12 protein-coding genes and 3 pseudogenes are annotated in these 11,201 nt (G+C 67.3%); 5 read left to right on the top strand and 10 right to left on the bottom strand.

Annotated elements, in window-relative coordinates; all coding sequences use genetic code 11:
- A pseudogene (locus tag Q0044_RS11720) lies at positions 1–108 on the top strand (IS30 family transposase); the annotation flags it as partial.
- A gap of 56 nt (positions 109–164) precedes the next feature.
- Here the strand turns inward: Q0044_RS11720 and Q0044_RS11715 are convergent.
- On the bottom strand, positions 165–701 hold the full coding sequence (locus Q0044_RS11715; RefSeq protein ID WP_298162405.1) for a TIGR02281 family clan AA aspartic protease: 537 nt from the start codon (positions 699–701) through the stop codon (positions 165–167).
- Between the two features lie 101 nt (positions 702–802).
- On the bottom strand, positions 803–1,018 hold the full coding sequence (locus Q0044_RS11710; protein ID WP_298162403.1) for a DUF1289 domain-containing protein: 216 nt from the start codon (positions 1,016–1,018) through the stop codon (positions 803–805).
- Between the two features lie 153 nt (positions 1,019–1,171).
- Between Q0044_RS11710 and Q0044_RS11705 the strand changes: the two genes are divergently transcribed.
- Positions 1,172–1,324: a hypothetical protein gene (locus Q0044_RS11705; protein WP_298162402.1), complete on the top strand. Its 153-nt coding sequence runs from the start codon at positions 1,172–1,174 to the stop codon at positions 1,322–1,324.
- Positions 1,325–1,556: 232 nt separating this feature from the next.
- Here the strand turns inward: Q0044_RS11705 and Q0044_RS11700 are convergent, their stop codons facing one another.
- From Q0044_RS11700 to Q0044_RS11690, 3 genes are read right to left on the bottom strand one after another with little or no spacing between them, the layout of a single operon-like run.
- Positions 1,557–2,579: an HlyD family secretion protein gene (locus Q0044_RS11700; protein WP_298162401.1), complete on the bottom strand. Its 1,023-nt coding sequence runs from the start codon at positions 2,577–2,579 to the stop codon at positions 1,557–1,559.
- A gap of 24 nt (positions 2,580–2,603) precedes the next feature.
- Positions 2,604–3,371, bottom strand: coding sequence for an ABC transporter ATP-binding protein (locus tag Q0044_RS11695; protein ID WP_298162399.1), 768 nt, complete (start codon positions 3,369–3,371; stop codon positions 2,604–2,606).
- Positions 3,368–4,540, bottom strand: coding sequence for an ABC transporter permease (locus Q0044_RS11690; RefSeq protein WP_298162397.1), 1,173 nt, complete (start codon positions 4,538–4,540; stop codon positions 3,368–3,370). The genes Q0044_RS11695 and Q0044_RS11690 overlap by 4 nt, the downstream gene beginning before the upstream one ends.
- 173 nt (positions 4,541–4,713) lie before the next feature.
- Between Q0044_RS11690 and Q0044_RS11685 the strand changes: the two genes are divergently transcribed.
- Positions 4,714–6,804, top strand: coding sequence for a S46 family peptidase (locus Q0044_RS11685; protein ID WP_298162394.1), 2,091 nt, complete (start codon positions 4,714–4,716; stop codon positions 6,802–6,804).
- A 151-nt stretch (positions 6,805–6,955) separates the two neighbouring features.
- Here Q0044_RS11685 and pgsA read toward each other — a convergent pair.
- The 4 genes and pseudogenes from pgsA to Q0044_RS11665 form a co-directional block, all read right to left on the bottom strand.
- Positions 6,956–7,576, bottom strand: a pseudogene (gene pgsA, locus Q0044_RS11680) (CDP-diacylglycerol--glycerol-3-phosphate 3-phosphatidyltransferase); the annotation flags it as partial.
- Between the two features lie 72 nt (positions 7,577–7,648).
- Entirely contained in the window at positions 7,649–8,275 is a 627-nt protein-coding gene (locus tag Q0044_RS11675; RefSeq protein WP_298162392.1) for a carbonic anhydrase, read from the bottom strand.
- 121 nt (positions 8,276–8,396) lie between these two features.
- Entirely contained in the window at positions 8,397–8,855 is a 459-nt protein-coding gene (locus tag Q0044_RS11670) for an SgcJ/EcaC family oxidoreductase (RefSeq protein WP_298162390.1), read from the bottom strand.
- 28 nt (positions 8,856–8,883) lie between these two features.
- Positions 8,884–9,948 carry a sodium-dependent bicarbonate transport family permease gene (locus tag Q0044_RS11665; protein ID WP_298162389.1) on the bottom strand — a complete coding sequence of 355 codons (1,065 nt, stop codon included), beginning with the start codon at positions 9,946–9,948 and terminating at the stop codon, positions 8,884–8,886.
- 3 nt (positions 9,949–9,951) lie between these two features.
- Here Q0044_RS11665 and Q0044_RS17005 point away from each other — a divergent pair.
- Positions 9,952–10,095, top strand: a pseudogene (locus Q0044_RS17005) (LysR family transcriptional regulator); the annotation flags it as partial.
- Positions 10,078–10,824 carry a LysR substrate-binding domain-containing protein gene (locus Q0044_RS11660; protein WP_524536175.1) on the top strand — a complete coding sequence of 249 codons (747 nt, stop codon included), beginning with the start codon at positions 10,078–10,080 and terminating at the stop codon, positions 10,822–10,824. The pseudogene Q0044_RS17005 and the gene Q0044_RS11660, both read left to right, overlap by 18 nt.
- Before the next feature lie 33 nt (positions 10,825–10,857).
- Here the strand turns inward: Q0044_RS11660 and Q0044_RS11655 are convergent, their stop codons facing one another.
- Positions 10,858–11,166, bottom strand: a complete 309-nt coding sequence (locus tag Q0044_RS11655) for a YdeI/OmpD-associated family protein (RefSeq protein WP_298162386.1) — start codon at positions 11,164–11,166, stop codon at positions 10,858–10,860.
- Positions 11,167–11,201 lie beyond the last annotated feature (35 nt).

Genomic DNA, 11,201 nt, shown 5'->3' with positions numbered 1-11,201 from the left:
GCCCAGCTCAGCTCCATCGCCCGGCAGCTCAACGAACGACCCAGAAAGACCTTGCTCTATCGGACACCAGCGGAGACCTTCGCCGAGTGTGTTGCAGCGATCAGTTGAGCCCACCACCCCTAGCGGACCTTTCCGACCGCCGTGGATGGGGGAGGGCCGGGGCTTCAGGGGCGCAGGGTCAGTCCGGTCGGGCGGGCCTCGAAGGAGGAGAGGCGGCCGAGGTAGCTCATGCCGAGCAGGGAGTGGGGCAGGCCTTCCTCGACGACGAGGGCGCGGACCTTGTCGACCCGGGCGCCGGCGACGGCGACGTGATCCAGCTCGACCGCAGCGGCCTTCGCCGGTCCCGAGGCGGTTTCGATCGTCTGGGTGAAGTCGGCGGGGGTCAGGCGCAGTCCGAGGCGCAGCGCATCCTGCCGGGTCAGGGCCACGACGGAGGCCCCGGTGTCGACGAGGACCCGGATGGCGCGCCCGTCGATGTCGGCCTCGGCCCAGTAGTGACCGTCGGCGGCGCGGGCGATCTGTGCGGGTTGGCCGGGGGCGGCGCGGACGGCGACGGGGGCCTCGGTCGGGACGACCATGACGGCGGGCACCTCCGCCGCCTGGGCGGCACGAGGCTCCTGGTGCGTCAGCCACCAGGCGACGCTCAGGGAGGAGACGGTCGCGATGGCCATGACGATCATGGACTGGATATCAAAACGCAACGCGCAACACCTTCGCGACGGACCGCTTCTGCGGCTGGCCATACTGTGCCTGCGTCGCGTTGGGATGCGGTGAAGCGACGTGGCTGACGAAGGGTTAAGGCTCAGAGGCCGAGTTTGGCGGGGTCGATCTTCGCCTCCCGGGCCGGAAGTTCCGCCATGATTTCCGCGCGTTGCTGATCGGTCAACCGGGACCAGCCACCGATCTCCTGAAGGGTGCGGTAGCAGCCCAGACAAAGGCCCGAGGGGCCGTCGACGATACAGACCTGGACACAGGGCGTGGCGATCGAGCGTGGCGGCGGTGCAATATTTGAAGACATGATTGCGAAAACTGATCCGATATCGGACTAAAAAACTTGCATTTCGACGCGTATGGGACGATATGGAACTCGACGCGAAACGACTGAGAGGGTGAAAACCCCTGGGAGCACGACGCGTCTCTTTTCATCGTTCAGCGAAAGGAGACGCCAAGAATGAACGACAAGGAGAAGAACCTCCAGCACGCCATGATGTCCTTCGCCCTTTGGGGCGGGATGCTGGTGAATACGCGAGGCCCTCGCGCCAACGACAGGGTGGTCAGCCACCCGTCCAATTTCGTGCCCTTCCGGCACGGGAAGAAAGACTGAATACGAAAAAGCCCCGGCCGATGGCCGGGGCTTTTGTCTTTGGTCTCCTCCCTGTCGCGGAGCGATGGGGAGGTGGCGCGGCCCTTCTTCAGGGCCGTGACGGAGGGGGCGAGGCAGCGTTGAAGGCTGGACTCCCTCGTCGTCCAAATCGTGTCGCCCCCTCCGTCTGCTCGCAAGGGCTCGCATCCACCTCCCCATTCGCCAAGCGGCGAACAGGGAGGAGACGGAAGGCCTAGCTCGCCGCCCGTGCTTCCGGCGTCTGCATCGAGCGGCTGGCGGGCACGCCCACGCTGGGCGTCCGGGCGGCGCCGGCGGCCTGGCCGGGCTTCATGAACTTGACCAGCACGCGCTGACCGATCAGCAGGGGGGCGTCGCCGGCGGTCACGACCACCTCGACCACACGCTCGTCGGAGCGTTGCGACGGGTCGTCCGAGGCCAGTTTGCGGGCGCCGAAGACGGCGGCGCGGCGCAGGACCGTTCCGACATAGACCTTGGACGGATCACCTTCCGGGGTGATCTCGACGGCCTGGCCGGTGGTGACGTTGGGGATGTCGCTTTCGACGATCTCGGCGCGGGCGATACGGGGGGCGTTCGGCTCGAGGTCGAACATGTTGGACACGTTCAGGGTCGAGGCGCCGGCGCCCGGATTGGCGTAGCGGCGCACGATCCGGCCGTCGGCGGGCGACCGGATGACGGTCAGTTCGACATTGTAGGCGGCCTGGTCGCGGCGGGCCCGGGCGGTCTGGACCGCAGCCTGTTGCGAGCCCAGACGCGCCTGGGCCTGGGCGATCTGGTCGCGGGCCTGGTCGAGACGCTGGGCGGCGACGAAGTTGGTCGAGACCAGACGTTCCAGACGTTCGTATTCACGCTGGGCGGTGCGGATATCGACCTGGATCAGATTGAGCTGGCTCTGGGCCGAGGCCAGATCGGCGTCGGACGTCTGGAGCGCGAGGCGGGCTTCATCGTCCTCCTGACGCGCCAGGATCTGACCGGCGACCACGGTGTCGCCTTCCTGGACCAGGACTTCACGGACGATGCCGCCGCGGCGGGCCGCGATCTGAATGATTCCGCCCTCGATATCGATCTTGCCGTTGGCGATGGCCGCATAGGGGCTTTCGACCTTCTCGGCGTCGGCCTTCTCGGCTTCCGCCTTCTTGGCCTTGTCGGCGCCCTGCATCATGGTGAAGCCCACCACGATCGCGATGATCAGCACGATGCCGATCCAGAGCCATTTGTTCTTCAGGAAGGCGGGCATGAGAGAGGTCCTCGGGACGAAGTCTTAGTGATGGGACGCCAGGGTGGCGTTCGGATTGGGCGTGCGGCGTTCATCGGAGATGATGATGCCGTCCTCGATCTTGATGACCCGGTCGGCCCATTCCTCGAGCCGGGGGTCGTGGGTGACGCAGATGACCGCGGCTCCGTATTCGTCCGCGGCGCGGCGCAGCAGGCGGATGACGATCTGGCCGTTCTCGCCGTCGAGGGCGGAGGTCGGTTCGTCGGCGAACAGGATCTTGGGGTCCTTGGCCAGGGCGCGGGCGATGGCGACGCGCTGCTTCTCGCCGCCGGACAGGGCGGCGGGACGCTGGTGCAGGCGCGGGCCAAGACCCACCTCTTCCAGCGCCAGGGTGGCGCGCTTCTTCGCCTGGCCGGGCGTCAGGCCCTGGAACTTGAGCACCACCTCGACCTGCTGCAGGGCGGTCAGGGCGGGGAACAGGTTGAAGCCCTGGAAGATGAAGCCGCAGTGGTCGAGGCGGAACTTGTCGATCTTGCCGAGCGACAGCTTCCACAGGTCATCGACGTCGAGCGCGTCGACACGGCCTTCCTCGGGCCGCAGCAGTCCCGACAGGGCGGCGATGAGGGTCGACTTGCCGGAGCCGGAAGGGCCCATGACCATGGTCAGGTCGCCGTGGCGGGCATCGAAGTCGACCTTCTTGAGGACCTCGACGAAGGCCTTGCCGGACTTGAACCGCTTGACCAGTCCCTTGGCCTCGATGGCGAAATCGCCATGTTTGCCGTGAACCTTGGTGTGCTGGGTGAAGTCGGTCATCGCAGCAGATCCGCCGGTTGGCTGTTCTTGAGGATGCCGAGCGAAAGAAGGCCCGACAGCATGGCGATGACGATCAGGCCGCCGCCGACGACGATCAGCAGGATCGGCGGCAGGGCGATGATGACGGCATTGGCCAGGGCGAAGGCCTGAATACCCATCGTCAGCAGAATCGCGGCCAGGACCCCGACGCAGCCGACCCAGAAGCTGAGCTCCATGACGATGCGGTTCAGCGAGCCCATGCCGACGCCAAGGGCGCGAAGCGAGGCGAACTCCTTGATGTTGGCCATGATCGCGCCGCGCAGGGTCTGCCAGGTGATGGCGACCCCGATGATGGTGCCCAGCACCACGCAGCCGCCGATGATGATGACGAGGATGCCTTCCTCGAACATGGCGCCGGCATTGGCGTCGGCCAGTTCCTGACGCGTCCAGGCCTTCCACTGGCCGTTGCCGGAGGCGTTGAGCTCGGCGGCGACGCGGATCGCCTGGGTCGGATCCTTGAGTTTGACCATCAGGGGGCCGACGCGTGGGCCGGTGTCGGCCTGGCCCACCATGCGCAGGGTGTCGCGCGACATGATGACGGTCGACTGCATCATGTTGGGATAGCCGCGGGTGATGCCGACGACGGTGACGGTCTGGCCGTTATAGAGGGCGCGGTCGCCGAGCTTCACGCCCAGCTTGGCCGTGGCGGTCTCGTCGATGGCGACGGTGTAGGGCTGACGCAGGGCGTCGACCAGTTCCTGGGAATAGTCGGTCGGGATCGTCACCGCGCCCGGCGTGGTGTCGATGATCGAGGCCTGGACGAACTCCTGGCGCGGGGCGTCCATCTTGGCGCGTTCGGCCTGGGACATCGTCGGATCGATATTCTTGACCGACTGGAAGCTGCCGCCGGCGCCGTCCAGCGGCTGGACCTCGACGACCTCGGGGTTGTTGTAGACCTGGGGAATGAAGCGACGCGGCACGCCCGACGGGCCGCCGATCAGGGACTTGGCCCCCGGCTGCATGACGATGATATCGGCGCTGGAGCGCTCGATGGTCGCGGTGAAGCCCTTGCCGATGCCGATGAAGACACCGGTCATGGCGAGAACCAGCAGGCCGGACAGGGCGAGGGCCATCACGGCGGCCATATATCGGCGCCACTCGAAGAGCAGCGTTGAGAGCGCGAGCGACATCGTCTTTGAAACACCCCTGACTTGCAGCGTTATCTGACGCGTGGACGGGTTCGCTCCAAGTTAAATCGGGGTAAGGGGAAACGCCTTGTTATGGCCACGCTTGCCGCGTCGCCGGAGCAGGGCCTAGCTACACGCAAGATCGCCGGGTCGCCGGCGCGCCCAGGGAAGACGTCATGATCCATCGTTCGTTCACCGCCGCCGTTTCGATGGCGGCGCTCGCCTTCGCTGCCGCCCCGGCCTCCGCCGAAGAGGGCATGTGGACGTTCGACAACTTCCCCATTGCGCGGGCCAATGCGACGCTGGGGACCTCGATCGACCAGGCTTGGCTGGATCGGGTGCGGCTGAGCTCGGTGAAGTTCGGCGGCTGTTCGGCCGGCATCGTGTCGGACGCCGGTCTGGTCATGACCAACAACCACTGCGTCGCGACCTGCGTGGCCAATCTGTCGACCCAGGCCGTGAACTATGCCGAGACCGGATTCACCCCGCGCACCCGCGAGGACGAGCTGAAATGCCCGGGCGGCACGGCCGAGGTCCTGACCGACATCTCCGACGTCACCGACCGGGTGAAGGCGGCGGCGGAGGGGCTGACCGGACAGGCCTTCAACCGCGCGCGCGACGCCGAGATCGGGCGGATCGAGACCGAGGCCTGCGGCGACGCAGCCGACAAGCGCTGCCAGGTGGTGACCCTGTACCGGGGCGGCCAGTTCAAGCTCTACACCTACAAGAAATACACCGACGTCCGGCTGGCCTTCGCGCCGGAGGACCGGGCCGCGACCTTCGGCGGGGATCTGGACAACTTCTCCTTCCCGCGCTTCGCCATCGATGCGGCCTTCATCCGGCTCTACGAGAACGGCGTCCCGGCTGAGACCCCGACCCATTTCGTCTGGAATTCCGACCGGCCGGTGGAGGGGACGCCGGTGTTCGTGACCGGCAGCCCGGGCGCGACCCAGCGCCTGCTGACCCAGGACCAGCTGTTCACCGTGCGCGACGTGGTCCTGCCGCTGGACCAGCTGATCGCCTCGGAGCTGCGCGGGCGGCTGATCCGGTTCTCCGAGGAGTCCGAAGAAAACGCCTTCATCGCCATGGACCCGATCGTCGGGCTGGAGAACACCTACAAGCGCGGGCTCGGCCGGATGCGGGCCCTGACCGATCCGGCCTTCATGGGCACGCGTGCCGCGGCCGAGGTCGATTTCCGCAGTCGGGTCGCGGCCGACGCCGCCCTGACCCAGCGCGCCGCCGACCCATGGGGGGCGCTGTCGACCGTCCAGCCGATCGCGCGCGAACTCTATCCCGCCTACGCCCTGCTCGAAGGTGGGACGGGGATCGGCACGACGCCGGTCGCGGGCGGATCGCAGCTGTTCCTGTGGGCCCGGGCCCTGGTGCGGGGCGCGCAGGAGCGGGCCAAACCCTCGGCCGAGCGTCTGCCGGAGTTCGGCGATGCGCGCCTGTCGGCGCTGCAGTCCGGTCTGTTCGCCGAGCGTCCGACCTATCCGGCGCTCGAGCAGGTGCGGATGGAATGGTGGCTGTCGAAGACCCGCGAATGGCTGACCGTCGACAATGCGGCGGTACGCGGTCTGCTGGGCCGCGAGTCCCCGGAAGTGCTGTCGGCGCGTCTGGTCGAGGGCACGAAGCTGGCTGATCCAGCCGTGCGGCGCGCCTTGTGGGAAGGCGGGCTGGCGGCCATCGAGGCCTCCGACGATCCGATGATCCGGTACCTGCTGTCGATCCAGGACGAGACCCGCGCCATCCGCACCGACTGGGAGACGCGGGTCCAGGCCCCGACCGATCAGGCCGCCGAACGTCTGGCCGCAGCACGGTTCGCCGCCTATGGCGACAGCGTCTATCCGGATGCGACGGGGACGCTGAGGCTGACCTACGGCCTGATCGAGGGTTCGGATGTGCCGGGCCAGCGCTGGGGTCCGTTCACGACCTTCGCCGGCCTGTGGGACCGGGCGACCGGCGCGGCCCCGTTCGACGTGGCGCCGAAGCTTCTGGCCGCACGCGACCGGATCGACCCCGATACGGTGCTGAACATGACCCTGTCGTCGGACACGATCGGCGGCTCGTCCGGTTCGCCCGTGGTCAATGCGGCGGGCGAAATGCTGGGAGCGAACTTCGACTCCACCGTCCTGACCCAGCGCAACGCCTATGGCTACGACCGCAATACCAACCGCAGCGTGATCGTCACGACGGGCGCGGTGACCGTGGCCCTGCGCGATGTCTACGACATGGGCCGGCTGGTCGAGGAACTGGGGGTCCGCTGAGGCCCCGTCAGTCCCGACGGTCGTCGGGCGAAGGCAGGTCGAGCGAGTGATCCTCCCCTTCCGGCGCAGGGTCCGCATGGATCGTCGGCCCGTCTTCCGGCGTGGCGGCCCGCCTGACCGGCGCCGCTGAGGGGGTCGCTTCCGGCCTGGCCAGCGAGCGGCGGGCGGTGTCGAAATACTGCCAGCCGGTCCAGACCGTGGCGATGGCGGCGAACCAGATCAGGCTGTCGGCGAGCAGCTGGAACCAGGGCAGCCATTCAAAATCGAGCCCGAAGCCGTCCCAGTTGCGCGCGAACAGCTGGGCGCCCAGGGCCACCAGCTGGACTGTGGTCTTCCACTTGGCCAGCAGGGTGACTTCGAGCGTGACGCGTCCGGCAATCGTTTCACGCAGTGCGGAGACGGCGAACTCGCGGAACAGGATCAGGCCGCAGGGAATGGCGATCTGGGGCACCGAGCCGGAGGTCAGGACGCCGAGGATGGCGCCCGTCACCAGGACCTTGTCGGCGATGGGGTCCAAGATGGCGCCCCAACGCGTCTCTGCATGCCAGCGCCGCGCCAGATAGCCGTCGACCCAGTCGGTCGAGGCGGCGACGACGAAGATGTAGAAGGCCGCGCGATAGAGGCCGAACTGGTCCTCGGGGCTCAGATAGGCCGACAGGATCGGCACCCCGCCGGTCGCGCCCGCCAGGATCAGGAACATCACTACCCCGGCCACGAGCCGCAGGCCGGTCAGGATGTTGGGGATCGGGTTGACGTGATGCGTCGGCGACATGTGTGATTCCGTTGGCGAGCCTGGCGGGCCGGCAGATTGGGCCAGCATAGGCGATCTTCTGCGAACGCGCGCCTAGCTTAGCGGTTCAAACCGCTCGGCGCCGGTCAGCTTTCTGAGCATGCCCTCGGCGATGCCGAAATGCAGCCCGGTCAGCTCAAGGGTTCCCGCCGCTTCGCGCTCGGCGATCCAGGGGAAGGTGCGCAGATTGTCGAGCGAAAGGCGAACGACGGCCTCCTCGGTGGCCTGTTCGCGCTCGTCGGGGCCGCAGGCTTCCGCCACGCGGCGAACCACGGGCGTGCCCTGGGCGATCCAGGGAGCGACGAAGTCCTGCGCCGTATCGGGCGCGCCGTTCCGCATGGCCGCGACGCCGCCGCAGTGGGCGTGGCCCATGACGACGATGCGGCTGACGTTCAGCACCTTGACCCCGAATTCCAGGGACGCCGAGACGCCGTGCAACTGGCCGTCCGGCTCATAGGGGGGAACCAGATTGCCGACGTTCCGGACGACGAACAGCTGACCGGGCGCGGCGTCGAAGATCAGGGCCGGATCGGCGCGGCTGTCGGAACAGGCGACGATCAGGGTGTGCGGGGTCTGTCCGGAGGCGGCGAGCGCCTCATACTGCGCCCTCGCTCTTGCCCAGTGGCCCTCCCGGAAGCGGTGGTAGCCGGAGAGAAGGAGGTCGCGGGATTCGTCACTCATGCCCCCCTATAGGCAGACCGCTTTCACAGGGTAAGAGGCCGCGAAAGGGTGACGGAGGGAATGTCTCTTGGGCTCCCCTCAGCCGGTCCCGGCATTCAGGCGGCACGCGGTTTACGCGGACTCATTGTCCGGGCATGACGGACGAATGCAGGTGGTCGATCTTCCAGTCGCCCTGTTCGAAGCGATAGATGAATGAATAGCGGGCAGCCACGTCGCGAGCCGCTCCGGACGCCGGGTCGGTCAGGGTGACCGTCCAGGTGCCGACGCGTGAAGCCGTCCTGCAGTCGATTTCCACCGAGCTGGTGTCGATCCGGCCGACGGGACGGTTCCGGAGGAAGCCGACGAAGTAATCCCTGATACTCTCGCGGGTCGTACGCGGCACGTTGGACAAGGTCGGCAGCAGAACCGGCTCTTCGGTGAACAGCGCGGTCACGACATCCGGGTCTTGCGTCGCCCAGGCGGCGTTGAAGCGCTCGAACTGGGCCTCGACCCCGGCGGGGGAGATGGCAGGGCAGGCCGTGTCGGACGCGCCCGGTTGCGGCGAGACGAGCAGGGCGGCCATCACGGTGAAGGCGTTCACGCGGGACTCCTTGTCATGAGGGGTTGGTTCAGGTCCACAGCCAGGTCGCAGCCGCGGTGTAGAGGGCGATGCCGAAGGTCAGGTTGAACGGGAACGTCAAGGCGAGAGACGCGGTTACGAATATGCCCGGATCGGCCTTGGGGGCGGCGACCCGCATTGCGGCAGGCACAGCGATGTAGGAGGCCGACCCCGCAAGAATGGCCAGCAGTGCGGCATCGCCGACCTCGAGGCCGGCGAGGCGTGCGAGCCCCAGAGCCAGGGCAGCGGAGATGACGGGAAAGCCCAGGGCGAACGCCACGACCGGGACGTTCAGTTTGCGCCCCCCCGCCATCAGGCTGCGCGCAGCGTTCAGGCCCAGATCGAGGAGGAAGAAGCAGAGCGCGCCCTGGAAGAGCGGGTTCACGAACAGGTCAAGCTTCTGCATGCCGGCCTCGCCGGATATGGCGCCGACCAGGAAACTGCCCAGCAGGATCACGGTGGCGGCGCCGACCAGGACCTCTTTCAGCACCGTTCCCCGATCCGTCCGCTGATCGCTGCCGGCCCCGTTCATGAGGATCAGGCCGGTCAGAATCGCAGGCGTCTCCATCAAGGCGAGGACGGCCGCCATATAACCGCCGGGCGCCAGACCCAGCGACGCGAGGTGTTGTTGGCCCGCCGCGAAGGTGACGACCGAGACCGATCCATAGGTGGCGGCCAGTGCGCACACTGTCGGCCTGTCCAGGCGCGTCCATTTCAACAGCCCAAAGGCCAGCAGCGGCATCAAGGCGCTGAGGACCAGGCCGAGTGCGCCGGCAGACAGAAAATCACCGTCCAGACCAGCCGCCCGGGCTTCAACCCCGCCTTTGAAGCCGATGCACAGCATCAGATAGAGTGAAAGCGCCTTGGCCACCTGCTCGGGGATCGACAGGTCCGAGCGAGCGAAGGCCGCGCCCGCGCCCACAAAAAAGAACAGTACAGCGGGTGAGGTCAGCAGGCCGAGGCCGGCGGAAAAATCGGGCAAAGGGAGGCTCCGGCGTTGGGGTGCGCTGCATTGGCCCGAGGCTGAACCGGTTTCCAGTTTATTGACGTGATATCTGTCATAAGGAATACTCATGGGATGGTGAGCCAACCCATCAATCTTGACCTCGACCTGCTGCGGACTTTCGTTGCGGTGGTCGAGACCCGCAGCTTCACGCGCGCCGCCGAGCAGCGCGGCCTGACCCAGCCCGCCGTGAGCCTGCAAATGAGGCGGCTGGAGGATCAACTTCAGACGTCCCTGGTCGATCGGGGAGGGCGCGCTGTCGGCCTTACGACCGAAGGCGCAGGGCTGCTGCCCCAGGCCCGGCAGCTGTTGAGGCTGAACGACGAGATCATGGCGACCCTGGGTGAAGGGGAGCCCGAGGGCGAGGTCCGGTTTGGCGCTCCGGAGGACATCGCGACCATGCACCTGCCGGGCATTCTCGGCACGTTCGCGCGCAGCCACCCACGAATTCGCCTGTCGGTCACCTGTGACTACACCGCCAACCTGCTCGACCAGATGTCGCGGGGAATGCTCGACCTTGCGCTTGTCAAACGCGAGGCGGGAGGCGCCGATCTGGGTTTCCGGGTCTGGGGCGAGCCCCTGGTCTGGGTCGGCCTCGATGCGTCTATCGCCGATCTATCGCCCTTGCCCCTGATCATTGCGCCGGCGCCCGACATCTATCGAAAGCGGGCGCTGGAGGCGTTGCAGGCGGCCGGGATCGCATTTCGCCCGTCCTTCACATCTCCCAGCCTCGCAGGTCAGATGGCGGCGCTCAGGGCCGGGCTCGGCGCCGGCGTTCTTCCTGCGGCGATGGCCCCGCGTGACCTTGCGGTCCTCGATGTTCTCCCGAGACTGGAGGACAGTGAGATCGCCCTCGTCTCGGCCCGTGGCGCTGGAGGACCGGCCGCCTTGCTGGCCCAGGAAGTGTTGAGATCCCTGGAGCACGGACCCCATCGCCTGAGACGATGACAGCGGACGAAAGGCGTGAGGGGGAGAGGATCGCTACGGTCGGCGACCTTCCTTTTCGATGAGCACGGCCTGTTGCCAGCGGCCGGGGGCCTTGTCGGTGCGGTGGATACAGCCGGCCCAGCAGCAGGGGCGCTTCTTGCCCTCCAGCAGTTCTTCGGTGGTACGCGCGATGCGGCGCTGTCGGGTCGCGGGTTGTCTGGCGTCCTCGACCCAGCAGATGAACTCGTTGCGGCCCAGCGGCGTCAGGCCCTGCCAGAGCGCGAGGACCCCGGGGTCGGATTCCAGGGCGGACTGAAGATCGGCCCCAGCCTGATGGACGGTGCCCTGCGCAAACTCACTCACCGATCCCTCCGTCCCGACCCATGGTCGGTGCCAGC

Source organism: Brevundimonas sp. (assembly GCF_027484365.1).
Classification (GTDB): domain Bacteria; phylum Pseudomonadota; class Alphaproteobacteria; order Caulobacterales; family Caulobacteraceae; genus Brevundimonas.
Note: the sequence above shows the minus strand (reverse complement) of the source record. Positions and strands in the feature narration are given on the sequence as shown.